Genomic DNA, 23,568 nt, shown 5'->3' on the forward strand with positions numbered 1-23,568 from the left:
GGATCGGGCCGCTTGGTCGTGTTTCGCCGCCAGGGATGGGGATTTGGGGTCGCGTTTGCCGCGGCGCTGATGCTCGTCCTGCAGACGGCGGCCGCAGCGCTGGCGATTGGGCAGGGCACGCCGCCGCTCGACATCTTCGGCAACCCGCTCTGCATTACATCAGCCACTGACCACACAGCGCCTGCCAAGAGCGATCATCCGAGCCTGCCGGAATGCTGCACGCTCGGCTGCAACATGTTCTCCACTGCCATGGCCATGCCGCCCGACGGCGTGGCATTGCCGGTCACGCTGCAGTTTCCAATGGCAGCCGCGTTCGTTCACGTGCGGCGCGATCCGCCTACGGCTGCGAAGCACGATCCCGGCAGTCCGCGCGCGCCGCCACAGGCTGCCTGAGGTTGCTGCCGCGCGCAAACGCCTGCGGCGCAGTGAAATTTCGCCTGAAACGAACCTCGCGCCACGATCGCTGGCGCTTCCATTCCATATCGGAGTTCCCCATGACCAATTCCGCTCGCGCCTTTGCGCGCCCGCTCTTCCGCAGCTTCGAAGAACGTCTCGGCATCATCGTCTTTGCGGCGATGCTGCTGTTTGCCTCGACGCATGCTTTACTCGCCCACGGCTTCAAGGTCGGCGATCTCGAGATCGGCCACCCGTGGTCGCGCGCCACGCCGGCCGGGGCCAAGGTTGCCGCCGGCTATCTCACCGTCAAGAACACCGGCGCGGTAGCCGACCGGCTGGTGTCGATCCAGTCGGATGTCTCCGAGAAGGCCGAGATCCATGAAATGGCGGTCGACGCCAAGGGCGTGATGACCATGCGCCAAGTGGCCGAGGGCGTTGAAATCCCGGCCGGCGGCGAAGTCGCACTCAAGCCGGGCGCCTATCACATCATGTTCATGGGCCTGAAGGCGCCGGTGAAGGAAGGCGAGAAGTTCTCTGGCACGCTGACCTTCGAAAAGGCAGGCACGGTGACGGTCGAGTTCCAGGCCGACAAGATGGGCGGCCAGAGCCAAGACCATTCTGGTCACTGAGCATGGGCGCGCGCCATCTGCTCCGCACCAAGGGCGGCTTGCCGCCTGAAGGCGCGCGCCTCGCAGCCTTGCTCGCCCGCTTCCTGCTGGCCGCCGCAATCCTTTTCGGCGGTACTGCCATGGCCGCAGCCCATGCCTCGCTGCTGCGGGCGATGCCGGCCGAAGGTACGGTGGTCCAGACGTTGCCGCCGCAGGCGACGCTGACTTTCAGCGAGCCGGTGACACCTTTGGTCATCGAACTTCTGCGGCCGGACGGGGGTTCTGTCCGGCTCATCGGCGATGTCTCGGACGACGGCCTGAGCATCGCCTTGCCGGCATATGATGCCGCCAGCGGCACTTACCTGCTGTCATGGCGCGTGGTTTCGACCGACGGCCATCCGGTCGCAGGCTATTCAACCTTTTCCGTCGGCAGCCCCAGCGCCACGCCGCCGGTGACGCCCGAGTTGAACGACCCGACATTGCGGGCCGCCCTATGGGCGGCAAAACTCGCGCTTTATCTCGGTGTGTTTTTCGGCGCCGGTGGCGCGTTTGCACTGGCCTGGCTTGCACCCAAGAGCCGCCACGGCATGGCGACCGTCACCGCCTTCACCGCTCTCGGCCTGGTCGCAGCACCTGTCTCGTTCGGCCTGCAGGGGCTCGATGCGCTCGGCGCGCCGCTCGGGCTGCTTGGCCAGCCGGTAACCTGGCAGGCGGCGGCTGCGACCAGCTACGGTTTCACCGCGGCGATCGCCTTCATGGCGCTGGCGCTGGCGCTTCTGGCGCTGGCGAGCGAGGGCGCGCTGGCGCGTGGGCTGGCGCTGGCGGCACTCGTAGGCACCGGTGCTGCGCTCGCGGCAAGCGGACACGCCAGCGCTGCTGCGCCGCAATGGCTGACACGGCCGATGGTCTTTATCCATGGCGCGGGCATCGCCTTCTGGGCCGGCGCGCTCGTGCCGCTCGGTCTGGCCTGCCGTCACCGTGCGCCCGATGCCGGCGAGGCCTTGCGCCGCTTCTCCGCTGCGATTCCCTATGTGGTCGCAGCCCTGATTGCTGCCGGTGTAGTGCTGGCCGTTATCCAGGTGGAGAACGTCCAAGCCCTATGGCAGACGGCCTACGGCCGGCTCCTGCTGGTCAAGCTGGCGCTCGTCGTGCCGCTGCTGCTGCTCGCCGCCGTCAACCGCTGGAAGCTGACCAAGCCGTCACTGGTGGCGCAGCCGGATGCGCAGCGACGGCTTGCGCGCAATATCGTCCTTGAGACGCTGGTCATGATGGCAATCCTTGCGGCCGTCGCCGGCTTCCGCTTCACGCCGCCGCCGCGCGTGCTGGCGATCGAGGCAGCCGAACCGGCGACATTCCATGTTCATACGCCGGAGGCGATGGCCGATGTCAGTCTCACGCCCGGACGCGCCGGCGCCGTAAGCGCCTCGATCGTGATCATGTCGGGCGATTTCGGCCCGCTCGACGCGCGCAGCGTGACGCTGCGAATGAACCATGCGGAAGCCAAGGTGGCGCCGATCAGCGTCAGCGCGCACAAGCCGGGCGACGGCACCTGGCGTGTCGACGGCATGGAACTGCCTGTGCCGGGAACATGGACGGCGGCGATCGACGTCGAGATCTCTGCGACTGAACGCGTGACGCTGACCAGCGAGATCACCATCCGCCCATAGAACGATCGGGACGAAGCGTCAGCTGGTCGGCGTCCAGCGTGCCGTCAGGCGACGCCCGACTGGCGGCTGAGCGCCAGGCCCGAGGCCTCGATGCGGCGCACGCCCGAGGTCGACGCTTTCGGTGCCTCGGCCGGGCGGGTTTCGCGGCCGACGAGGCTTGCGATCTCCGATAGCGGCTGGGGCCGGCCAAACAGGAAGCCCTGCATTTCGGAGCAGCCCTCGGCGCGGAGGAACTCGAAGTTCTCCTGCTTTTCGACACCCTCGGCGAGCACCGGGATGCGGAGGTCGTTGGCCAGCAGGATGGTCGCCCGGACGATCGCAGCTGACGCGCTGTCATTCGCCACGTCCTCGACGAAGGAACGGTCGATCTTGACCCTGTCGAAGGGGAATATCTGCAGCGTCGACAGCGACGAATAGCCGATGCCGTAGTCGTCCATGGCGATGGTGACACCGAGCGCCTTGAGCTGGCGTACAACATGCAAGGCGCGCTCGCGGTCCTCGATGATGCTGGCCTCGGTGATCTCGAGCTCCAGCCGCGAGGCGGCGAGGCCGGTCGCCAGCAGCGTCTCGTGGACGACCCTGGGCAGGTCGGCCTGGGTGAGCTGGGCGGCAGCGATGTTGACGGCGATCTTGTAGGGCTTGCGCCACGTCGCCACTTCGGCGCAGGCGGTTCGCAGCACCCACTCGCCGATCGGGATGATCAGCCCGTTCTCCTCGGCGATCGGGATGAATTCTTCGGGGGCGACGAGACCGCGTTCGCGGTGATGCCAGCGCAGCAGCGCCTCAAAAGCGGTCACTTCACCGCTCTTCATGTCGTGCTGCGGCTGGTAATAGAGCTCGAATTCGTCGCGATCCAGCGCATGGCGAAGCTCGATGGCGAGCGCACTGCGCTCGCGCCGGCCCTCGTCCATCGACCGGTCATAGTAGCAGATCTTGTCGGTCAGGGCGCGCTTGGCGCGATACATGGCAAGGTCGGCGGCGCCGATCAGGTCGTCGGCGTCGCCCGCATGGTCGGGATAAAGACTGACGCCGACGCTGGCGCCGACCGAAAGTGTCTTGGCCTTGTTGTGGATCGGATCGAGGACGCTGTCGACGAGGCGGCGGACAAAGCTGTCGACCTCTTGCCTGGAGCCGATGTCCTGCTTGACGGCGACGAACTCGTCGCCGCCGACGCGCGCCACCAGTTCGCCCGGGCCGGTCAGCGCCTTAAGCCGGTTGGCAAGGGTCTGCAGCAGCAGGTCGCCCGCATTGTGGCCGTGGACGTCGTTGATTTCCTTGAAGCGGTCGAGGTCGACGACGATGACGGCTGCTTCCTTGCCGGCGGCGGCGCTACGCTCGAGCATCGCGGGCAGATTGTCGGAAAGGAATGCGCGGTTGGGCAGGCCGGTCAGCGGGTCATGCTGCGCGGCATGGCGGAAGCTGTCGACCAGTTCGCGCTGCGACTTGGCATCCATTGCATAAAGCGTCAGGCCGGCGATGATCGCCATGGTAGCCAGCACCAGGACGGCCAGGAATTCGCTCGAAAATACCTTTGTCGGCACCGGCACCGAGGGATCGGGCACCAATGTTGCCGCACCCATGCCGGTGAAATGCATGGCGCAAATGGCGAGCACGAGCGCAACTACCGACAGTGGCTTGGCGAAGCGGATGCGCTGGCGGGCCGCCAGGTGCATCGCCAGCGCACCGAAGGCCACGGCAAACAGGATCGAGGCCTCGACCAGCCTGGCGTCCCATTCGATCCGGCCGGCGAACTCGTAGCCGCTCATGCCGGTGTAGTGCATGGCGACGATGCCGATACCGATCACCGCACCCCCGGTTTCGACCGGCATGCCGTTGGGCGGCGTTGCCGAGAGATGCAGTCCGGCTGCGGTGAAGGCGATGGCGATGAGCAGCGAGGCAATCGTCAAAAGAGGATTGAACGCGGCGTCGAAGGGCAGCTGGAAGCCAAGCATGGCGACAAAATGGGTGGTCCAGATGGCCGAGCCGCAGGCGACGCCCGAGAGCATGATCCAGGCGAAGCGGGCCTCGGGGGAGAGGCGCGCGGCGCGGTCGAAAAGCCGCATCGTCATGGCCGCACCGGCGACGCAGACGATCGCCGCAATGACCACGAATGAATAGTCATGCTCGTAAGCAAGACAGGAAATGACCTTGAACATCGCCACGCCTCAATTCCAGCCAGGACTTCCTGGCAGACCCCGGAACGAGTGTTCACAGCAAAGATGAAAGAATTCCCTAATGTAACAATGGTTTCGCTCGGGCTAGACGACTTCGGTGACGAGGAATCGCCTGTGCAAGGTGTCGCCGGTGCGATATCCGGAGGGAGCGGCTACTGGCCAGTCGCGAGCAATCGCCCTGGTTGCGAATCCGGAGCTTATCTCGCACAAATGGACGTCTCAGTTCAAAGGAGCAAGACATGGCCGAGACGAAGACCAAACGCTTCGAGGCAACACTGACGGCATTGCGGGGCATCCTGATCGTTGCTGCGGCTCTGGTCGGGTTGTTCTATCCGGTGCAGGCGGTGAAGCTGCTGGTCATGGTCGGCGGCGGCCTGCTGCTTGTCGATGGCGTGCTCGGGCTGGCGACGATCGATCATGCGGCGGCGCGTACGACCGGCCACTGGCTGGCATTGGCGCGCAACATCCTGTCGATCGCCGCCGGCGTGATCGTGCTGGCCAGCGGCATCCTGGCCAATGTCTTCACCCTGTCCTTCATGGCCGGGCTGGTGGGCGTTCTTGCCCTGGTCGTCGGCCTGATCGAGATGGTGTCGAGCTTTATCGACAACGAGCGCCAGACGCGGCTTTGGCCGACGCTGGTAGGTGGCGCGGTCTATGCCGCCTTCGGCCTGGCGCTGATGTTCGTGCCGCTGACCAGTGCGGCGACGCTGATGCGCATCGCCACCATCCTGATGATGCTCTATGCCTTGCTTCTGTTCTATCGCGCCTGGCGCATCCGTGCTGGGGCCTGATCCGGTCAGCGCGCGCCGGAGAAACCGGTGAGGAAGGCAGTCAGGTTGTCGCCGAGCGCATCGCAGAGATAGCCGCCTTCCTGGACCATGACAGTGGGCAGGCCGAGGCGAGCGATCGCTTCGGCGATGCGCGAAAAGCCCGGCGTGGTGACCGACAGGCCGCCGAACGGGTCACCTTCGAAGGCGTCGAGCCCGAGCGCGACGACGAGTGCATCGGGCGCGAAAGCCTGGATGCGGCGGCTGGCGTGATCCAGCGCGGCGAGAAACTCGGCGTCGCCCGATTTGCGTGGCAAAGGCAGGTTGAGATTGTAGCCGAGGCTGCCCGCTTCGCCGCGTTCGTCGGCATGGCCCCAGAAGAACGGGTAGAAGCGGCTCGGATCGGCATGCAGCGAAACCGTCAGTACATCGGGCCTTGCGTAGAAGATGCCTTGGGTGCCGTTGCCGTGATGCAGGTCGAGGTCGAGGATGGCGACGCGTGCCGCCGTGCCGCGTAGCCGCTGTGCGGCGATGGCCGAATTGTTGAAGAAGCAGAAGCCGCCGGCGACGTCGGCGAAGGCATGGTGGCCCGGCGGCCGGCACAGCGCATAGGCGGCCGGCTCGCCGGACAGCACGGCGTCAGCGGCGGCCACCGCGCTCCAGGCGCTCCAGCAGGCACTGTCGAAAGTTTCGGCCGAGATCGGGCAGGCGGTGTCGGCCATGTGATAGCCGGCCTGGCCGGCAGCGCCTGCCGGATAGCTGCCGTTGCGGGCGAAGGGGTGGATGTTGGGGATCACCTCGGCCGACGCGCCTTCCATGCGTTGCCAGCGCTCGAAGATGTGGGCCAGGAACTCGATATATTCGGGCGTGTGGATGGCGGCGATGGGGCCAAGTCCGAAACTGGGCGGGCGGTGGATCGTCGAGCCTGCGGCGCGGGCGCCCGAAAGCAGGCGCTCGACGCGCTCGGGCTGTTCCGGATTGGGCTTTTGCATCCCCATCGACAGGAAAGCCTTGGGGTCGTGGCGCTTCTGCTCGTCGGCGTAGAAGGTCTTCATGTCTGCTCCCCGATGGCTCCGCTCAGATCGGCAAAAGCGTCGCCGCTGGCAATGTAGGATCGCTGATCGCTCGTCCAAGCAAAACCGAGCCTGACATAGAAGGGGTGCGCCCGCGCGTTGTCGTCGTCGACCGCCAGGCGCATATAGACGCCGCCTCTGCCGCGGCAAAGCCCGGCGACATGGCGCAAGAGCCGCTCGCCGATGCCGAGACTGCGGAAATGCTTGTCGACATAAAGGTCCTGGACGAACACGCCGGGGCGGCCGTACCAGCTCGAGAAAATCGGGAAGAACAGGCACATGCCGGCAAACGCGCCATCCACTTCCGCGATGACAGCCTCGAAGGCCGGGTTTTCGCCGAAACCGAAACGCCGCAGGTCCGCTTCGGTGCAAGCTACGCCGTCGGCTTCGCCGACATGCTCGGCCAGGCCGGTGATGGCCTGCATCAGCAGCGCCGCATCGTCCGATGTCGCCGGGCGAATGGTGACGGCGATTGGCCGCTTGGCTGTGATGCTCATTCGGTCGAACTCCCGCGCGGATGCGATCTTGATAGCATCCGGCGGAACCGTGGCGAGCAGGATTCGGTCGCTGGCTGCAAGGATCCGGCCGCCATGTCCTGATGCGCTCAGGCCTCGACGACCTTAAGCCGCTTGTCGAACACGCCGAGCACGCGAGCCAGTTCGTGGCCGCGCTTGAGGATGAGGCCGCCGGCGGCAATCACCGAGAAGGCACCTTGTTTGCGGGCGAGCCGGGGGTCCTTGACGATCTGGAACAGCGGGGTTTCGCTGGTGCGGCGGAAGACCGAGAAGACGGCGCGGTCGCTAAGATGGTCGATGGCGTAGTCGCGCCATTCATTGGCGGCAACCATGCGTCCGTAGAGCCTGAGGATCTGGTCGAGCTCCCGCCTCTCGAACGCGACCGGGAGGTCCGGGCGCTCCCGCCGGGCCTCATGAAGCGGGATCACTGTGGATGTCTCGCCATCCTCCGCTCCAGCACCGCGATCCGTCATCAATCGTTCCCTTGCAGAATACGACTACGGCTAAGAATCGCCCATTCGCGCCGGAATTGCAACCCGCGACGGCGAATCAAACCATGCGGCGAACGATGCATATGGGGTTACCGCAACGGTAACGTTTACAAGACAGGCTGTTGGAATTGGTGATGACTCGCCACATTCCTGCCGTTTTTTATCCGCGCTGACGCCCCAATGTCCGACGAATTTAGCCCCGTTGCCTGAGACGGTTCGGTCCGGCACTGGCTCGTAAACCCCAAGCCCCCCGCCCACGGGCCCGAGTCGGATCGAACCAACCTCGGTTCTTACTGGAACCAGGTGCGACGATCCCAAAATCTGAAGCCGACGTCAGGCAGCAAGCTGGCGTCGGCTTTTTTGCATGCCGGTTCGGGTTCGCCCGGGACGCGTCTAGTTGACCGGCCTGCGCACCACCGCCGCGCCGAGGATCGGGCCGGGCAGGCCATCCTTGCCGACCGCCTGCAGCAGAACGGCGCAGCCGCCCTTCTTTTCCACTTCGCTCCTGGGCAGTTCGTAGCGCTGTGCCTTGCCGTGCCACATGCCAGCGGTATGCAGGTCGGTGACGGCATTCCAGTAGGTGACCTTGCGGCCCTTGTTCTCGCCCTTCTGGAGATCGACCTCCTGTGGCGCTTGGTAGTGGACGACCACCACATGGGCTGCACTGCTCGGCCCCTCGGCGGCTCCGACATCGATGGTGAAGGTGTCGGGATTTTCCGTGATCTTGATGTCGATGTTCATCGCCTGGCCGGTCTTGGCGAGGTTGTCGAGCGCGCCGGTCACGTCTTCGCGCTTGGCGCCGCTGACATGGGTGCGGCCATTGATGACGGCCTGGGGCGTGTAGACGGAGCGCGAGCCGAAGGCGCGCATGTAAGCATACTGGCGCTCGGTGTTGTCGTTGCTCGCCAGCTTGTCCTGCCAGCCGAGATAATCCCAATAGGTGACGTGGTAGGCAAGCGCCACCATGTCATCCTGGGCAGCGAACTCGGCGAACAGTTCGTCGGCGGGAGGACAGGAGTTGCAGCCTTGGCTGGTGAAAAGCTCGATCACGCCGAGCGGACGATCCTTCACCTGGGAATTGGCTGAACCGGCAAATCCGGTAAAGGCCAGCGCCACGGCTGCCAGCCGAAAATATCTTCGAAACTCCATGACCAATCCGGATCCTCAGCCGACGTCACCGGCTTTTCTTGTCGTTGGCGAAATATGTGGCAGATGCGCCATTCAACGGGAAGTCACGTTGCGGTGAAATTTTGGCAGCCATGCATTTCCGCTGCGTCACCTTCGGCGTGCGGAATTTCTTATCGAAAAATGCCCCTAGATGGGTAGGATCGGGTACCGGCGGGGGAAGCATCGATGCTGGAACAGCTAAGCCAACATGTCGATCTTTACTGCGAGCGGCTGGGCCCCGGCCTGTGGGCCGAACCGCTCAATGCGGTCAGCAATCTTGCCTTCTTCGCCGCCGGTTTCTGGGGCGTCTACGAGGCGCGGAGGCTGAAGGCGGGCGTCTTCGCAGAGGTGCTGGGCTGGTGGGTGGTGGCAATCGGCATCGGCTCGACGCTGTTCCATACCTTCGCCACCGAAGCCACCAAATGGGCCGACATCCTGCCCATTGCCGGCTTCACGCTCGCCTATACGCTGTTCAACCTCAGGCGTTTCGCCGGCATGGCCTGGCCGAAGGCGCTGGCCATCTTCCTTGGTTTCTACATCGCGGTCGGTCTGTTGACCTACATGGTGCCCGACTGGCTGCGCGCGGCCTCGAACGGCACCACCGGCTACCTGCCGCCATTCCTGGCGCTGATCTTCTTCGGCTGCGTGGTCATCGCCAAGGGCAGCGCGGCCGGTTGGTACAATCTCGCTGCTGCTGCGATCTTTCTCGGGTCCGTCACTTGCCGGGTCCTCGATCCGATGGTCTGCGATGCCATGCCGATCGGCACGCATTTCATGTGGCATGTGCTCAACGGGCTGATGCTCGGCGTGCTGATGGCCGCAACGACGCGCTACGCAAAGCCCCGGACGGAGCCTCAGTCGATGTCGGGAGCCGTCGGCGCATGGCAGTGAACAGGCGCGGGCATGGCCGCGCGCCATCGACAAGCCCGGTCGGTCAGGCAGAGACTGCCGGCTGAGCGTGCCGTTCGGCCCAGCGGTCGAGCCATTCGGCGCCCTGCATCTCGATGAGGCGCGACGACGTGCGGTCGAACTCGAAGGCCTCATGGCCGCGTTTGCCGCCATAAAGTTTGTCGGGCGTGGCGGCGGCGCTGAGCACCAGCCGCACATTCTGGTCGTAGAGCGTGTCGATCAGCAGGATGAAACGCTTGGCTTCGTTGCGGTTGGCTTCGGCCATGACCGGCACGTGGTCGACGAAGATCGTCTGATAGTGCGCCGCAATGGCAAGATAGTCGCGTGCCGCAAGCGGCCTGTCGCAGAGATCGGCAAAGCCGAAGCGCGCGCAACCGTCGACCGCTGCCGGTACATGCACCTTGCGGCCCTTGACGGCGACGGTCGCCGGCTGTGCCGCGGCGCCGTGGGTCACGGCCGCCCACGCCTTGTCCATCGCCAGGTCGGCGGCCTCGCCGAGCGGGCTGAGATAGACCGGGACACGGTCAAGTTTCTCCAGCCGGTAGTCGGTGTCGGCATCGAGATTGAGCACCGCGGCGTTCTGTTCGAGCATGGCGATGAAGGGCAGGAACAGCTGGCGGTTCAGTCCGTCGCGGTAAAGGTCCTTCGGCGCCACGTTGGAGGTGGCGACGAGCACCACGCCGAGCCCGAACAGCGCCGAAAACAGCCGCGACAGGATCATCGCGTCGGCGATGTCGGTGACCGAGAATTCGTCGAAGCACAGCACCCAGGCCTCTTCGGCAAGGGCTGCGGCAACAGGCGGGATCGGATCGTCGTCGCGCGAGGTGCCGTTCTTGCGCGCCGCCCGCTGCTTCTGGATGCGGTCGTGAACGTCGGCCATGAAGTCGTTGAAATGGACGCGGCGCTTGTGCTTGACCGGCACGAGCTCATAGAACATGTCCATCAGCATGGTCTTGCCGCGGCCGACGCCGCCATAGACATAGAGCCCCTTCACAGGCTCGCGCTGGGGCTTGCGCTTGGCGAACAGCCAGCCAAGCGCGCTCGATTTGCGCGCCAGGCGCTTGTCGGAAATCTCGTCGATCAGCCTGTCGAGGGCGGCGATGATGGCTAGCTGCGCCGGATCGCGCCGAACGTTGCCGAGCTCGACCAGATGGTCATAGCGCTGCCTGACGGTCACATGGGTCTGTAGGCCGTCACGCAGGTGCATGGTTCACTCTGGCACGAATTCGAAATTTGCTCTTAGCGGTTGAGCGAGATCGGCAGGCCGTTCGAGGTCTGGCCGTCGAAGCGTCCGGCGCCCGACGAATAGAGCCTGGCCAACGGCGAGCCGCCTTCATCATAGAGCGTCAGCTGTTTGCCGGCGACGTTCCACGACTTGACGCCGTCGACCGGTGCCGGGCAGCGCAGCGGGCCGGCGCGGAAGCCCTGGCCGAACTTGGTCTGCGGCGTCGCCACCTTGCAGCTCTGGCCTGAAACCGAAGCACTCCACACACCAGCCACGCTTGCCGCGGTGAGGTCGGGCGCATTGGCGGCAGCGGCGCCACCGTCGGCGGGCAAAGCCGCGACCTGGGTCTGCTGCTGGGGTGCTGCAGGGAACTGCGAGGCGCTGGCTGCGCCGGGTGCTGCTGGCGGCGGCAGCTGGCCGCTGGTCACCGTGCCTGCAGGTGCCGCGGGCAGCGGCGCGGGCTGTGTATCCATCGAGGAAAGGCGCGAACTGGTGCAGCCGGCGGCCGTCATCAGCGCTACCAGCGATGCGGCCAGTAGGCCGGTTTTCGTAAAAGCCATTGCAGTCCCTCCGTCGGGGCAGTTCTGGGGGCGCCCCCGCGCGATCGATAGCTCGCCTCTAAAGCGGCGAAGTTGGCAGAATTTCAACCCGATATGGTTAAAATAGGGTTTGCATATGAAATTGTTGCAAAATTGCCTCAATAGGCTGGCGCGCCGCGAGACTGGTAATTCGACGATGTTTCCGCCATATAGGCGCCGAACAGCCACGAGAAATGTCCGCCATGGCCAGTGAGGCCCCATTCGCCAAGATGAACGGGCTCGGCAACGAGATCATCGTCGCCGACATGCGCGGTCGCACGGACCGCGTTGCGCCTGCCGCTGCGATTGCGCTCGCCGCCGATCCGGCGACGAAGTTCGACCAGATCATGGCGATCCACGACCCGCGCACGCCGGGCACCGTCAACTATATCGAGATCATCAACGCCGACGGCAGCCATGCCCAGGCCTGCGGCAACGGCACGCGCTGCGTCGTCCAGGCGCTGGCCGCCGAAACCGGGCAGAAGGTCTTCACCTTCGAGACCGTCGCCGGCATCCTCAATGCCGAAGAGCACGCGGACGGCTCCATTTCCGTCGACATGGGCGCCCCGCGCTTCGGCTGGCAGGACATTCCGCTGGCGGAAGAGTTCCGCGACACGCGCGCCATCGAGCTGCAGATCGGCCCGATCGACGCGCCGGTGCTGCACTCGCCGTCGGTCGCCTCTATGGGCAATCCGCACGCCATCTTCTGGGTCGACAACGACGTTTGGTCCTATGACCTCGACCGTTTCGGCCCGCTGCTGGAAAACCATCCGATCTTCCCCGAGCGCGCCAACATCTCGATCGCGCAGGTGACGTCGCGCGAAACGCTGAACCTGCGCACCTGGGAGCGCGGCGCCGGCCTGACGTTGGCCTGCGGCTCGGCAACTTGTGCCGCTGCCGTCTCCGCCGCACGCACCGGCCGCACCGGCCGCACCGTCACGGTCACCGTGCCGAGCGGCGGCACTCTCCAGATCGACTGGCGCGACGACGACCACGTGGTGATGACCGGTCCGGCCGAGTGGGAATTCTCCGGCAGCTTCGATCCGGCCACCGGCGCCTGGACCCGCGACCGGCAGGACGTCGCCTGATGGCGGTGGATGTCGTCACCCTCGGCTGCCGCCTCAACACCTACGAATCCGAGGTGATGAAGCGCGAGGCCAAGGCCGCCGGGCTCGACGAGCTCAAGGGCGGCGCCGTCATCTTCAACACCTGCGCGGTCACCAGCGAAGCCGTGCGCCAGGCCAAGCAGTCGATCCGCAAGGCGCGGCGCGAGAACCCGGACGCGCGCATCATCGTCACCGGCTGCGCGGCGCAGACCGATCCGGCCGCCTTTGCCGACATGGCCGAGGTCGACCTTGTGCTCGGCAACGAAGAAAAGCTCAAGGCGCACAATTATCGCGCGCTGCCAGATTTCGGCGTCAACGATTTCGAAAAGGCCCGCGTCAACGACATTTTTTCCGTGCGCGAGACGGCGGGCCACATGGTCGACGCCATCGAGGGACGCGCGCGGGCTTTTGTACAAGTCCAAAACGGCTGCGACCATCGCTGCACCTTCTGCATCATCCCCTACGGCCGGGGCAATTCGCGCTCGGTGCCGATGGGGGCTGTGGTCGAACAGATCAAGCGGCTGGCCGGCAATGGTTATGCCGAGGTGGTGCTGTCGGGCGTCGACATGACGAGCTACGGCGGCGACCTGCCGGGCGCGCCGCGCCTCGGCAAGCTGGTCAAGACCATCCTGCGCCAGGTGCCGGATGTGCGTCGCCTGCGCCTGTCCTCGATCGATTCGATCGAGGCCGACGAAGACCTGCTCGAGGCGGTGGCCACCGAGAAGCGTCTGATGCCGCATCTGCATTTGTCACTGCAATCGGGCGACGACATGATCCTGAAGCGCATGAAGCGCCGCCACCTGCGCGACCAGTCGATCCAGTTTTGCCAGGACGTGCGGGCGCTGCGCCCCGACATCGTCTTCGGCGCCGACATCATCGCCGGCTTCCCGACCGAGACCGACGAGATGTTCGAGAACTCGATCCGCATCGTCGAGGAGTGCGGGCTGACCCATCTCCACGTCTTCCCGTTCAGCCCGCGCGAAGGCACGCCCGCCGCGCGCATGCCGCAGGTCAGACGCGAGATCGTCAAGCAGCGTGCCGCGCGCCTGCGCGCCGCCGGCGAGGGGGCCTACCAGAGCCATCTCGCAAGCCTCGCGGGCACGCGCCAACAGGTGCTGGTCGAGCGCGAAGGCCTTGGCAGGACTGAAGGTTTCACGCTCGTCGCGCTCGATCGCGGCGAACCGGGCGAAATCGTCGAGGTCGACATCGCCGGGCATGACGGCGAGCGGCTGACAGCGGCACCGGCCGCCGCACGTGCGGCCTGACGAAAGCAACCGCATGGCATTCGGGTTCATCAAGAAAGTCTTTTCCTTCGGCAAGAAGGAAGCCGTCGAGCAGCCGGCCGAGGACGAGGTCCTGCCGCCGCTGAATTTCGACGCGCTGGAGGCGCTGAAGCCGACGGAAGAGACTCCGATCGCTCCGGAAACGCCCGTTGCAGTGGAGACGCCGGCAGTCCCGGTCGAGGAGCCGAAGCCGGAACCTGCTCCTGAAAGGCCGTCGGCGCCGCCAGTTGTGCCCGAACCGAAGCCTGCCGAGCAGCCGGTACCGGTCGAGCCCGCGCCGCAGCCTGCCCCCGAGGAGGAGCCCAAGCCCGAACCCGCGCCGGAAGTTCCTGTTGTCGAGCCGGAAAAGCCCGCCGAGCAGCCTGCGCCTGCGCCGAGCCCGGTCGAACCGGAGCCAGCGCCGGCAGAAGTTCCGCTGCCGCCGGCGGAGCCGTCCACGCCCGAGCTGCCCGAGGAAGTCCCTGTCCAGCCCGCGCCTGTGCCAGCCGAACCGCCGCTCGAAGTGCCTGTTCGCGATGAGGTTGCGCCGCAGCCCGAAGTGGCCGCCGAAGCCGAGCCTGCGCCTGCGATTCCCCTCCCCCTCGAGGGGAGGGTGGCCGCGCAGCGGCCGAGAGGGGTCGCCGAATCGTCGGACGCGACACAATTCGAAGCTACGCAGGCGCCGAGCACTGCCGAGATAACCCCCTCTGGTCCTTCGGACCATCTCCCCCCCAAGGGGGGAGAGGACGCCCAGCCATCGCCTGTTGCCCAGAAACCCGCGGCCGGCAAGGTCACTGTCCAGAAGAAGGTCGAGCAGAAGGCTGAAATCGTCGAAGCTGCCGCGCCAGCGCCGCGGCAAAGCTGGTTCCAGCGCCTGCGCCAGGGCCTGTCGCGCTCGTCGAAGGAGCTGTCGGGCAACATCGCCGGCATCTTCACCAAGCGAAAGCTCGACGAAGACACGCTGCAGGACCTCGAGGACGTGCTGATCCGTGCCGACCTCGGCGTCGAAACCGCGCTGCGCGTCACCGATGCGCTGGCTGCCAGCCGCTACGGCAAGGACGTCTCCGACCATGAGGTCCGCTCGATCATGGCGGTCGAGGTCGAGAAGGTGCTGAAGCCGGTGGCGCTGCCGCTCGAGCTCGACCTGTCGCACAAGCCGCATGTCATTCTTGTCGTCGGCGTCAACGGTACCGGCAAGACCACGACCATCGGCAAGCTCGCGGCCAAGCTCACAGAGGGCGGCCTGTCGGTCATGCTCGCCGCCGGCGACACCTTCCGCGCCGCAGCCATCGAGCAGCTGAAGATCTGGGGCGAACGCACCAAGTCGCCGGTCATCGCCAGCAAGCTCGGCGCCGATGCCGCAGGCCTTGCCTACGACGCTTTCGAGAAGGCCAAGGAAGCCGGCTCGGACGTGCTGATCATCGACACCGCCGGACGGCTGCAGAACAAGGCCGAGCTGATGGCCGAGCTGGAAAAGATCGTGCGCGTTCTAGGCAAGCTCGATCCCGAGGCGCCGCACACCGTGCTGCAGACGGTCGACGCCACCACCGGCCAGAACGCACTCAACCAGGTTGAGATCTTCCGCAATATCGCAGGTGTGAACGGCCTGGTGATGACAAAGCTCGACGGCACGGCGCGCGGCGGTATTTTGGTCGCAATCGCCGCCAAACATAAGCTGCCGGTCTATTTCATCGGTGTCGGCGAACAGGTCGACGATCTCGAACCCTTTTCGGCAAGCGATTTCGCCAAGGCGATCGCAGGAGTCGCCTGACCCATGAATGCACCGATCCTCGAACGCGACCCTTCGGATCCGACGACCAAGAAGGAAGAGGTCAGCCCGCTGCTCAAGCTGGTGCTGGAACTTGGGCCGCTGGTCGTGTTTTTCTTCGCCAATGCGCGCGGCGAATGGCTGGCGTCGCAGTTTCCGACGCTGGCCGAGCTTGGCGGACCGATCTTCATCGCCACAGGCCTGTTCATGGCGGCCACGGCGGTGGCGCTGATCGCGTCGTGGCTTCTGACCCGTTCGCTGCCGATCATGCCGCTGGTCTCGGGCGTCGTCGTCTTCGTCTTCGGCGCGCTGACGCTCTATCTGCAGGACGACGTCTTCATCAAGATGAAGCCGACCATCGTCAACACCCTGTTCGGTGCGATCCTGCTTGGCGGGCTGCTGTTCGGAAAGTCGCTGCTCGGCTACGTCTTTGCCTCCGCCTTCCGGCTCGACGCCGAAGGCTGGCGCAAGCTGACTTTTCGCTGGGGGCTGTTCTTCCTGTTTTTGGCCGTGGTCAACGAGGTGGTCTGGCGCTCGTTCTCGACCGACACCTGGGTGGCCTTCAAGGTGTGGGGCATCATGCCGATCACGCTTCTGTTCACCTTCAGCCAGATGCCGCTGATCATGCGCCATTCGCTGGAAGAGCACGCCGGCAAGTAGGCCGAACCACACCAATTCTTGACGCCTCGTTGGGTCGCCATGCGTGTCGCGCATTGCTGCATTGCAGCATCTTATTTTGCGGCGCAGCAGTTCCTATGTCATCGTCAGATTGATCAGGGAGGTCAAATCGCGCCGCCACCAGCGGCATGATGAAAAGGAACGCACCATGTTTTTTGACAGCCTTCTGACCCGTGCCCGTGAAAGCGCCTCCAAGCGCAAGCAGTACAAGCGCCTCGTTGCCGAGATCGACGGTTTCTCCGGCCGCGACCTGGCCGACATGCGCGCCGACCGCAGCGAAATGCTGTACCAGGCCTTCAAGCAGGTCTACGGCTAAGCTTCGGCTTAACCCAGCCATTCGATCCAGCGGCCGTGATAGTCGCAGCGGGCGAGCGCCCTGGTGCTCCCGCCCGGCCATGATGTCAGACTGAGCGTTGCAAACGGGTCGCCCGCCACAAGCGGCTCCATCCTGAGCCAGTAGAGCGGCGACTGCCTTGTCGCTGCCGCGCCTGCCACCTGAAGCATCTGCCAGATCCCCGTCCGCGTCGTCTCCGGCATGTACTGCCACATGATCGAGTGGAACAGCACGAAGGCTACATCCGGCTTTCGGCCGGCAAGGCAGTCTTCCACGAATTCCTCGGCACCTTGCCTGACCAGCAGCGGCGGTGCCTGCTCGGCGAGGCCGATCGCGGCGTCGAGCCGCTCGAGCCGAAGCGCCTGGTCGGCCCAGACATAAGAACGCAGCCTCAGCCTTTGCGCCTGGTCGGAGATCCGGATCGGCGCGATGTCGCAGCCGGTCCGTCCGGTGACCTGCAGGTTGCCCGACAGCGGTGGTGCCAAGCCCCTGATGGCGGGCGCGAGCTGGACGGGCGATACCGTGCTGCCCCAGCCATTTTCCCCGTAGCGATAGCCGAAACTGTCGAACAAGAGGTTCAGCCCGGCGCTGGCGCCGATCTCGGCCAGCTCCAAAGGCAGGCCGCTGTCCCTTGATATGGCCAGAAACCCCGGCAGCAGCATGCCCGAGCGGGCGATCTCGTTGGTTTGCGGCGCGCTTTCGAGCATGGCCAGTAGGTGAGCTTCGTTGCGTATCAGCGCGTCTGGAACAGCCGATGCGATAGCCTGGTCGTCGGCTGTCTCGGGCGGATAGATTTTTGCCAGCTCCGTGTCGGTATCGGACAGCACCAGCGCATGCAGTCCGCCGCATAGTCTCAGCGCCAGCGCGTCGGCGCGCGCATCGCCGGGCCAGTCCAGTAGCTTTCGCCCGACCGCCGTTCGGCCGTCGAGCACCGAAGCCAGCGCCCGGCACAGCCGCGCGGTGAAAGGCGAGCCGAGTTGGTCGCAGGCATCGGCCTGATTGTGGAAATGGGCGCGGATGCGAGAGGAAGGGTCGCCATCGGACATGGCGGAGACCCTAACCCGCACAGCTGCTTATTGGGAAGCGGCGGCAGCCTTTTCGATCTCGGGCATCAGTGTGGTTGCTACCGTCTCAGGCGACATCGGGCCGACATGCTTGAACGCGATCTTGCCATCCTTGCCGACGAGGAAGGTCTCCGGAATCCCGTAGACGCCCCAGTCGATCGCCGCGCGGCCGATAGGGTCGACGCCAACCGCGTCGTAAGGATTGCCAAGATCGCCGAGGAACCGGCGCGCGTTTTCCGCCTTGTCCTTGTAGTTCAGCCCCACGATGGTCAGGCGCTCGTCCTTGGACAGGCTGACGATCACCGGGTGCTCGTCACGGCACGGCCCGCACCACGACGCCCAGACATTGACCAGCGTCACCTTGCCAATGAATTCAGCCGAGTTGAGACCGGGAAGCGAAATCCCTTCGAGCGGCGGCAATACGGTCTTGGGCGCGGCCTGGCCGATCAGCGCCGAGGGCACGACCGACAGATCGCGGCCGGACAAAAGCTGCATCAGGAAAACCGCTGCCAGTGCAAGGAACACCAGCAACGGCAGCAGCACGAACAGCTTGCGCGGGCGTGCCGGCTTTTCGGTTTCGATGGTCATGACGCGGTTCCACTGCGGTCGGAGCGGCGGCGATGGCCGGCTGCCTCGAGTTCGGCCATTTCGCGCTTGCGGGCGCGCTGGTCGGCGAGGATCCAGATGATCAGCCCGGCGATCGCCAGCGCCGAGACGCCGTAGGCTGCGGCGACATAGAGGGCGTGCGCGCTCATCGGGCACCCGTGCGCTGGCAAAAATCGATCATGTCGCTGTTTCCGGCCATGTCCTTCACTTAGCCGCGGGTGTGCCGCCGCGCAATCGGACGCCGCGCCGCACCGTGTGTCTTGAAGCGATCGTGATCAGTCGGTGCCCGAGCGCAGGGCGACCGCCGCCGCCAGCGGCCCGATCACGGCCAGGAACATGGTCAGCGCGCACAAGATCATGAAGGGTGGGGCGAACGGGTCTGGATCGTTGACCGCACCGTAGCTCGCGGTGACGCCGAAGATCAGCACCGGGATGACCAGTGGCAGCACCAGAACCGAGATCAGCAGTCCGCCACGCGGCAGGGCGACTGTCACCGCTGCGCCGGCGGCACCGATGAAGACGATGGCCGGGGTGCCGACGAGCAGCGTCAGCGCCGCAGCGCCAATACCGAGCAGCGACATGTTCATCAACAACCCGAGCAGCGGGGCGGCGATGACCAGCGGCAGCACGCTTGCCGTCCAGTGCGCCAGGCATTTGACGAACACCGTCAGCGCCAGCATGTGCCGGTCGGAATTCAGCACCAGGAGGTCGAGCGAACCGTCCTCGCGGTCGGCCTGGAACAGGCGGTCGAGGCCGAGCAGGCTGGCGAGCAGCGCGCCGATCCAGAGAATCGCCGGGCCGATGCGGGCGAGCAAATTGAGGTCGGGGCCGACGCCGAAAGGGATGGTGACGATGACGGCCAAAAAGAACAGCACGCCCGTCAGCGCCCCGCCGCCGGCGCGGATGCCCATGCGCAGGTCACGGAGATAGAGGGCTAGCATGAGGGCCCTCCGTTTCGGCCGGTCTGGAGTTCTACGTTGCCCCCCTCTGTCCTGCCGGACATCCCCCCCACGAGGGGGGAGATCACGCCGTTATCGCTGCCCGCGCCAATCTCCGGCGCCGCAGGACGGGCGAAGCGGGTCGAGCTGCCAATCTTCCCCCTTGTGGGGGAGATGTCCGGCAGGACAGAGGGGGGCAACGTAGGGCGCTGATGCGGGCCGGATACGGCGCTAAACATGTACTCGCCCCATCTCCAGGGTCTTCACCCCCACCAGCCCAAGCGGCAGATGTGTCGCGGCGACGATGATGCCGCCGGCGGAGCAATGCGCCTTCATCAAGTCCGCGAAGCGCACATCGGACGCCTTGTCGAGGCCGGCGGTGGGTTCGTCGAGCAGCCAGACCGGCCGGTGGCTGATGAGCAGCTTGGCGATCGCGGCACGGCGCTTCTGGCCGGTTGAGAGGTAGTCGAAGGGCAGGTGGCCGAGGCCGCCGAGCCCGACCTCTTCGAGGGCGTCTGCGATGCCGAGCTTTCCGTCGCCTGAGAAGTCACGCCAGAAGGCGAGGTTCTCGTTGACGGTGAGGGCTGCCTTCATCGCGTTCTGGTGGCCGAGATAGTGGCAGGCGGCGGCGATGGTCGAAAACTCCTCGCCCCCGCCCTCGACCATGATTCGTCCTGATGCATGCGGCAAAAGCCCGGCGATGACGCGCAAGAGCGTCGACTTGCCCGAGCCGTTGGGGCCGGTGACGACAAGGCTCTGGCCGTCCTCGAGCGCAAAGCCGATGCCGGTGAAGACAGCCTCGCCGCCGCGCTCTCCGCTGAGATTTTCGGCGATCAGCCGCATCCGTCCCCCATCGCCGAAGTCTTGTCGCCTGCCTTGCGTCACAGCAAAATAGGCGAATCTCCGTCTAGAACTATTCCAATTAATTCTCTATATGCCAGTTCGACCATGCCAGCGGTCGGCATGGAAAGCGAATATGCGCCGAACCAGCGCACGCGCCGCCTTGAACGGCTCGGGTTGCTTGGGGTCGGACAGCGGAAATGGCCGTACCCGCACCTTTGCGCGTGATTGCATGCCATCGGAGTCCGTTCCCGTGTAGGCTGAACAGACAAGGATGGATCGCACGTGTCCAAATCACTCGACAGTTTCAATTGCCGCCGCACGCTGACTGCTGCTGGCACCGACTATGTCTATTACAGCCTGATCGAGGCCGAAAAGAACGGCCTGACCGGCATCTCGCAGCTGCCCTATTCGATGAAGGTGCTGCTGGAAAACCTGTTGCGCAACGAAGACGGCCGCACCGTCACCAAGGAGGCGATCCAGGCGGTCGCCGGCTGGCTGACCGACAAGGGCACCGCCGGTGTCGAGATCGCCTACCGCCCGGCGCGTGTGCTGATGCAGGACTTCACCGGCGTCCCCGCCGTCGTCGACCTCGCCGCCATGCGTGACGGCCTCGCCTCGCTCAGCGGCGATCCGCAGAAGATCAACCCGCTGGTGCCGGTCGATCTGGTCATCGACCACTCGGTGATCGTCGACGAATTCGGCACGCCGCTGGCGTTCGCCCGCAACGTTGAGCTCGAATACGAGCGCAACGAAGAGCGCTACAAGTTCCTGAAGTGGGGCCAGCAGGCGTTCCGCAACTTCCGCGTCGTGCCGCCCGGCACCGGCATCTGCCACCAGGTCAACCTCGAATACCTCGCCCAGACGGTGTGGACCAACACCGAGGACGGCGAAACCACCGCTTATCCCGACACCTGCGTCGGCACCGATTCGCACACCACCATGGTCAACGGCCTTGGCGTGCTCGGCTGGGGGGTCGGCGGCATCGAGGCGGAAGCGGCGATGCTCGGCCAGCCGGTGTCGATGCTGCTGCCCGAGGTCATCGGCTTCCGCCTGACCGGCAAGCTGAAGGAGGGCGTCACCGCCACCGACCTGGTGCTGACCGTCACCCAGATGCTGCGCAAGAAGGGCGTCGTCGGCAAGTTCGTCGAGTTCTTCGGCCCGGGCCTGTCCAACATGACGCTGGCCGACCGTGCCACCATCGGCAACATGGCGCCCGAATATGGCGCGACCTGCGGCTTCTTCCCGGTCGATGCCGAGACCATCCGCTACCTCAACATGTCGGGCCGCGCCGAAAACCGCATCGCACTGGTCGAGGAATATTCCAAGGCGCAAGGCATGTGGCGCGACGCCTCGTCGGCCGATCCCGTCTTCACCGACCTGCTCGAGCTCGATCTCGAAACCGTCGTGCCGTCGATGGCCGGCCCGAAGCGCCCCGAGGGCCGCATCCCGCTCGAAGGCATCGCCGCGGGCTTTGCGACCGCGCTCGAAGCCGAATACAAGAAGACCGTCGACCAGTCGAAGCGTTACGCCGTCGAGGGCGAAAGCTTCGACCTCGGCCATGGCGACGTGGTGATCGCGGCGATCACGTCGTGCACCAACACCTCGAACCCGAGCGTGCTGATCGGTGCCGGGCTGCTCGCCCGCAACGCCAACCGCCTCGGCCTCAAGCAGAAGCCGTGGGTCAAGACCTCGCTGGCGCCGGGTTCGCAGGTGGTGGCCGAATATCTCGAGAAGGCCGGCCTGCAGAAGGAGCTCGACCAGATCGGCTTCAACCTCGTCGGCTTCGGCTGCACCACCTGCATCGGCAACTCCGGACCGCTGCCGGCCCCGATCTCCAAGACCATCAACGACAAGGGCCTGATCGGTGCGGCGGTGCTTTCGGGCAACCGCAACTTCGAAGGCCGCGTCTCGCCCGACGTGCAGGCCAACTACCTGGCCTCGCCGCCGCTGGTGGTCGCCTATGCGCTTGCCGGTTCGGTGACCAAGGACCTGACCACAGAGCCGCTCGGCGAGGACCGCGACGGCAAGCCGGTGTTCCTGAGGGATATCTGGCCGACCAATGTCGAGATCGACCGGTTCATCGCCGAAAACGTCACCCGCGAGCTGTTTGCGCGCAAATATGCCGACGTCTTCAAGGGCGACGAGAACTGGCAGAACGTCCAGGCGCCGGAAGGCCAGACCTATGCCTGGGACGACCAGTCGACCTATGTGCAGAACCCGCCCTACTTCGTCGGCATGGGCGCGCGCCCGGGTGCGATCGGCAAGATCGAGGGCGCACGCGTGCTCGGCCTGTTCGGCGACAAGATCACCACCGACCACATCTCGCCGGCCGGTTCGATCAAGGCGGCCTCGCCTGCCGGCAAGTACCTGACCGACAATGGCGTCGGCGTCGCCGACTTCAACCAGTACGGCACGCGTCGTGGCAACCACGAGGTGATGATGCGCGGCACCTTCGCCAACATCCGCATCCGCAACCACATGCTCGGCGAGAACGGCCGCGAGGGCGGCTACACCTTCCACTATCCGTCCAAGGAAGAGATGCCGATCTACGATGCGGCGATGCAGTACCGCAGCGAAGGCACACCGCTGGTGATCTTCGCCGGCGTCGAATACGGCAACGGCTCGTCGCGCGACTGGGCGGCCAAGGGCACCAACCTGCTCGGCGTGCGCGCGGTCATCGCCCAGAGCTTCGAGCGCATCCACCGCTCCAACCTGGTCGGCATGGGCGTCATCCCGTTCACCTTCGAGGACGGCACGAGCTGGAAGACGCTCGGCCTCAAGGGCGACGAACAGGTGACGATCGAGGGCCTGGAGACGATCAAGCCGCGCCAGAAGATGGTCGCCAAGGTCACCTTCGCCGACGGCTCGACCAAGGACGTGCCGATCCTGTGCCGCATCGATACGCTCGACGAACTCGACTACTTCAAAAACGGCGGCATCCTGCAATACGTCCTGCGTGACCTCGCCGCGTAAGTTCGACTGGCGATTCATGTGAAACAACCGCCGGGGCGCAAGCTCCGGCGGTTTTTTTGTTTTGGGATCGCTACCGTCTCGCTCTACGTTGCCCCCTCTGGGCTGCCGGCCATCTCCCCCACAGGTGGGGAGATTAGAACTCCGCTCGCTCGGCCCTTCTGGCCGACACACTTATCCACCGCCACGCTCGCTTTGGCGCCTGGCCATTGTCAAAGAGCGCTCCCGTTGCCGGGAGGTAGTTCGGGAAGCGGGGCGCGAGGCCGTGCCTTCCGATAATTAGTATGTGGCGCGACGTTCGCGCCCCGCCCGGTTGCTTGCCCCGCTCAGTCGCCTCGGCTTTCACCGCCAGCCGCCGCAAGGCCCGGGCTTGGGGGCTCATCACCCAGCAGGAGATCCGACCTCCTGCCAGCCCGGCACCGGCGCTTC

23 protein-coding genes are annotated in these 23,568 nt (G+C 65.4%); 11 read left to right on the forward strand and 12 right to left on the reverse strand.

Features of this window, described 5'->3' with window-relative positions; translation table 11 throughout:
* Positions 1-18: 18 nt before the first annotated feature.
* From CO731_RS05280 to CO731_RS05290, 3 genes are all read left to right on the forward strand, one after another.
* Entirely contained in the window at positions 19-393 is a 375-nt protein-coding gene (locus tag CO731_RS05280; protein WP_245439785.1) for a hypothetical protein, read from the forward strand.
* Positions 394-494: 101 nt separating this feature from the next.
* Positions 495-1,025: a copper chaperone PCu(A)C gene (locus CO731_RS05285; RefSeq protein ID WP_108606260.1), complete on the forward strand. Its 531-nt coding sequence runs from the start codon at positions 495-497 to the stop codon at positions 1,023-1,025.
* Between the two features lie 2 nt (positions 1,026-1,027).
* A complete protein-coding gene (locus CO731_RS05290; protein WP_108606261.1) occupies positions 1,028-2,671 on the forward strand; it encodes a CopD family protein in 1,644 nt (547 codons plus the stop codon).
* A 44-nt stretch (positions 2,672-2,715) separates the two neighbouring features.
* Here the strand turns inward: CO731_RS05290 and CO731_RS05295 are convergent, their stop codons facing one another.
* A complete protein-coding gene (locus CO731_RS05295; protein WP_108606262.1) occupies positions 2,716-4,827 on the reverse strand; it encodes a bifunctional diguanylate cyclase/phosphodiesterase in 2,112 nt (703 codons plus the stop codon).
* A 257-nt stretch (positions 4,828-5,084) separates the two neighbouring features.
* On the opposite strand from CO731_RS05295, the gene CO731_RS05300 reads away from it, so the two are divergent.
* Positions 5,085-5,636: a DUF308 domain-containing protein gene (locus tag CO731_RS05300; RefSeq protein WP_108606263.1), complete on the forward strand. Its 552-nt coding sequence runs from the start codon at positions 5,085-5,087 to the stop codon at positions 5,634-5,636.
* Between the two features lie 5 nt (positions 5,637-5,641).
* Here CO731_RS05300 and CO731_RS05305 read toward each other — a convergent pair whose 3' ends face one another.
* The 4 genes from CO731_RS05305 to CO731_RS05320 all read right to left on the reverse strand — a co-directional run bounded on the left by CO731_RS05305 (position 5,642) and on the right by CO731_RS05320 (position 8,840).
* Positions 5,642-6,667, reverse strand: coding sequence for a histone deacetylase family protein (locus tag CO731_RS05305; RefSeq protein ID WP_108606264.1), 1,026 nt, complete (start codon positions 6,665-6,667; stop codon positions 5,642-5,644).
* The gene (locus CO731_RS05310; RefSeq protein ID WP_108606265.1) at positions 6,664-7,182 is read right to left on the reverse strand and encodes a GNAT family N-acetyltransferase; all 519 of its coding nucleotides are present in this window, start codon (positions 7,180-7,182) and stop codon (positions 6,664-6,666) included. Before CO731_RS05310 ends, CO731_RS05305 begins: the two co-directional genes overlap by 4 nt.
* Before the next feature lie 107 nt (positions 7,183-7,289).
* A complete protein-coding gene (locus CO731_RS05315; RefSeq protein WP_108606266.1) occupies positions 7,290-7,673 on the reverse strand; it encodes a DUF2794 domain-containing protein in 384 nt (127 codons plus the stop codon).
* A 411-nt stretch (positions 7,674-8,084) separates the two neighbouring features.
* The gene (locus CO731_RS05320; protein WP_108606267.1) at positions 8,085-8,840 is read right to left on the reverse strand and encodes a thioredoxin family protein; all 756 of its coding nucleotides are present in this window, start codon (positions 8,838-8,840) and stop codon (positions 8,085-8,087) included.
* A gap of 204 nt (positions 8,841-9,044) precedes the next feature.
* On the opposite strand from CO731_RS05320, the gene CO731_RS05325 reads away from it, so the two are divergent.
* Positions 9,045-9,749: a ceramidase domain-containing protein gene (locus CO731_RS05325; protein WP_108606268.1), complete on the forward strand. Its 705-nt coding sequence runs from the start codon at positions 9,045-9,047 to the stop codon at positions 9,747-9,749.
* Between the two features lie 43 nt (positions 9,750-9,792).
* On the opposite strand, the gene zapE is transcribed toward CO731_RS05325, so the two are convergent.
* Together zapE and CO731_RS05335 are read right to left on the reverse strand one after the other, a co-directional pair.
* The gene (gene zapE, locus CO731_RS05330; protein WP_108606269.1) at positions 9,793-10,974 is read right to left on the reverse strand and encodes a cell division protein ZapE; all 1,182 of its coding nucleotides are present in this window, start codon (positions 10,972-10,974) and stop codon (positions 9,793-9,795) included.
* A gap of 32 nt (positions 10,975-11,006) precedes the next feature.
* Positions 11,007-11,552, reverse strand: a complete 546-nt coding sequence (locus tag CO731_RS05335) for a protease inhibitor Inh/omp19 family protein (protein ID WP_108606270.1) — start codon at positions 11,550-11,552, stop codon at positions 11,007-11,009.
* A gap of 221 nt (positions 11,553-11,773) precedes the next feature.
* Between CO731_RS05335 and dapF the strand changes: the two genes are divergently transcribed.
* The 5 genes from dapF to CO731_RS05360 all read left to right on the forward strand — a co-directional run bounded on the left by dapF (position 11,774) and on the right by CO731_RS05360 (position 16,700).
* Positions 11,774-12,658 carry a diaminopimelate epimerase gene (gene dapF / locus CO731_RS05340; RefSeq protein ID WP_108606271.1) on the forward strand — a complete coding sequence of 295 codons (885 nt, stop codon included), beginning with the start codon at positions 11,774-11,776 and terminating at the stop codon, positions 12,656-12,658.
* On the forward strand, positions 12,658-13,941 hold the full coding sequence (mtaB, locus tag CO731_RS05345) for a tRNA (N(6)-L-threonylcarbamoyladenosine(37)-C(2))-methylthiotransferase MtaB (protein WP_108606272.1): 1,284 nt from the start codon (positions 12,658-12,660) through the stop codon (positions 13,939-13,941). The genes dapF and mtaB overlap by 1 nt, the downstream gene beginning before the upstream one ends.
* A gap of 13 nt (positions 13,942-13,954) precedes the next feature.
* A complete protein-coding gene (ftsY, locus tag CO731_RS05350; protein WP_108609642.1) occupies positions 13,955-15,709 on the forward strand; it encodes a signal recognition particle-docking protein FtsY in 1,755 nt (584 codons plus the stop codon).
* Between the two features lie 3 nt (positions 15,710-15,712).
* Complete coding sequence (locus CO731_RS05355) at positions 15,713-16,366, forward strand: septation protein A (RefSeq protein WP_108606273.1); 654 nt, start codon at positions 15,713-15,715, stop codon at positions 16,364-16,366.
* A gap of 166 nt (positions 16,367-16,532) precedes the next feature.
* Positions 16,533-16,700, forward strand: a complete 168-nt coding sequence (locus tag CO731_RS05360; RefSeq protein ID WP_108609643.1) for a hypothetical protein — start codon at positions 16,533-16,535, stop codon at positions 16,698-16,700.
* Between the two features lie 8 nt (positions 16,701-16,708).
* On the opposite strand, the gene CO731_RS05365 is transcribed toward CO731_RS05360, so the two are convergent.
* From CO731_RS05365 to ccmA, 5 genes are all read right to left on the reverse strand, one after another.
* Positions 16,709-17,764 (reverse strand): DUF2332 family protein, encoded by a 1,056-nt coding sequence (locus CO731_RS05365; protein WP_108606274.1) that lies wholly within the window; start codon positions 17,762-17,764, stop codon positions 16,709-16,711.
* 27 nt (positions 17,765-17,791) lie between these two features.
* On the reverse strand, positions 17,792-18,370 hold the full coding sequence (locus CO731_RS05370; protein ID WP_108606275.1) for a DsbE family thiol:disulfide interchange protein: 579 nt from the start codon (positions 18,368-18,370) through the stop codon (positions 17,792-17,794).
* Positions 18,367-18,537: a heme exporter protein CcmD gene (ccmD, locus tag CO731_RS05375; protein ID WP_108606276.1), complete on the reverse strand. Its 171-nt coding sequence runs from the start codon at positions 18,535-18,537 to the stop codon at positions 18,367-18,369. The genes CO731_RS05370 and ccmD overlap by 4 nt, the downstream gene beginning before the upstream one ends.
* 126 nt (positions 18,538-18,663) lie before the next feature.
* Positions 18,664-19,329, reverse strand: a complete 666-nt coding sequence (gene ccmB, locus CO731_RS05380) for a heme exporter protein CcmB (protein ID WP_108606277.1) — start codon at positions 19,327-19,329, stop codon at positions 18,664-18,666.
* A gap of 228 nt (positions 19,330-19,557) precedes the next feature.
* A complete protein-coding gene (ccmA, locus tag CO731_RS05385) occupies positions 19,558-20,169 on the reverse strand; it encodes a heme ABC exporter ATP-binding protein CcmA (protein WP_108606278.1) in 612 nt (203 codons plus the stop codon).
* A 282-nt stretch (positions 20,170-20,451) separates the two neighbouring features.
* On the opposite strand from ccmA, the gene acnA reads away from it, so the two are divergent.
* Entirely contained in the window at positions 20,452-23,142 is a 2,691-nt protein-coding gene (gene acnA, locus CO731_RS05390; RefSeq protein ID WP_108606279.1) for an aconitate hydratase AcnA, read from the forward strand.
* Positions 23,143-23,568: the final 426 nt, after the last annotated feature.

Origin of the sequence: Aminobacter sp. MSH1 (assembly GCF_003071665.1) — a bacterium.
In the GTDB taxonomy this organism is placed as follows: domain Bacteria; phylum Pseudomonadota; class Alphaproteobacteria; order Rhizobiales; family Rhizobiaceae; genus Aminobacter; species Aminobacter niigataensis.

Bases quoted from the DNA above. Each gene is read 5' to 3' on its own strand.
- ftsY (WP_108609642.1), top strand. From the start codon at position 13,955: ATGGCATTCGGGTTCATCAAGAAAGTCTTTTCCTTCGGCAAGAAGGAA.
- CO731_RS05315 (WP_108606266.1), bottom strand. From the start codon at position 7,673: ATGACGGATCGCGGTGCTGGAGCGGAGGATGGCGAGACATCCACAGTG.
- CO731_RS05285 (WP_108606260.1), top strand. From the start codon at position 495: ATGACCAATTCCGCTCGCGCCTTTGCGCGCCCGCTCTTCCGCAGCTTC.
- ccmB (WP_108606277.1), bottom strand. From the start codon at position 19,329: ATGCTAGCCCTCTATCTCCGTGACCTGCGCATGGGCATCCGCGCCGGC.
- CO731_RS05360 (WP_108609643.1), top strand. From the start codon at position 16,533: ATGTTTTTTGACAGCCTTCTGACCCGTGCCCGTGAAAGCGCCTCCAAG.
- CO731_RS05365 (WP_108606274.1), bottom strand. From the start codon at position 17,764: ATGTCCGATGGCGACCCTTCCTCTCGCATCCGCGCCCATTTCCACAAT.
- CO731_RS05305 (WP_108606264.1), bottom strand. From the start codon at position 6,667: ATGAAGACCTTCTACGCCGACGAGCAGAAGCGCCACGACCCCAAGGCT.
- mtaB (WP_108606272.1), top strand. From the start codon at position 12,658: ATGGCGGTGGATGTCGTCACCCTCGGCTGCCGCCTCAACACCTACGAA.
- dapF (WP_108606271.1), top strand. From the start codon at position 11,774: ATGGCCAGTGAGGCCCCATTCGCCAAGATGAACGGGCTCGGCAACGAG.
- CO731_RS05295 (WP_108606262.1), bottom strand. From the start codon at position 4,827: ATGTTCAAGGTCATTTCCTGTCTTGCTTACGAGCATGACTATTCATTC.
- ccmD (WP_108606276.1), bottom strand. From the start codon at position 18,537: ATGAGCGCGCACGCCCTCTATGTCGCCGCAGCCTACGGCGTCTCGGCG.
- CO731_RS05335 (WP_108606270.1), bottom strand. From the start codon at position 11,552: ATGGCTTTTACGAAAACCGGCCTACTGGCCGCATCGCTGGTAGCGCTG.
- CO731_RS05300 (WP_108606263.1), top strand. From the start codon at position 5,085: ATGGCCGAGACGAAGACCAAACGCTTCGAGGCAACACTGACGGCATTG.
- zapE (WP_108606269.1), bottom strand. From the start codon at position 10,974: ATGCACCTGCGTGACGGCCTACAGACCCATGTGACCGTCAGGCAGCGC.
- CO731_RS05310 (WP_108606265.1), bottom strand. From the start codon at position 7,182: ATGAGCATCACAGCCAAGCGGCCAATCGCCGTCACCATTCGCCCGGCG.
- CO731_RS05320 (WP_108606267.1), bottom strand. From the start codon at position 8,840: ATGGAGTTTCGAAGATATTTTCGGCTGGCAGCCGTGGCGCTGGCCTTT.
- CO731_RS05355 (WP_108606273.1), top strand. From the start codon at position 15,713: ATGAATGCACCGATCCTCGAACGCGACCCTTCGGATCCGACGACCAAG.
- CO731_RS05370 (WP_108606275.1), bottom strand. From the start codon at position 18,370: ATGACCATCGAAACCGAAAAGCCGGCACGCCCGCGCAAGCTGTTCGTG.
- ccmA (WP_108606278.1), bottom strand. From the start codon at position 20,169: ATGCGGCTGATCGCCGAAAATCTCAGCGGAGAGCGCGGCGGCGAGGCT.
- CO731_RS05325 (WP_108606268.1), top strand. From the start codon at position 9,045: ATGCTGGAACAGCTAAGCCAACATGTCGATCTTTACTGCGAGCGGCTG.
- CO731_RS05290 (WP_108606261.1), top strand. From the start codon at position 1,028: ATGGGCGCGCGCCATCTGCTCCGCACCAAGGGCGGCTTGCCGCCTGAA.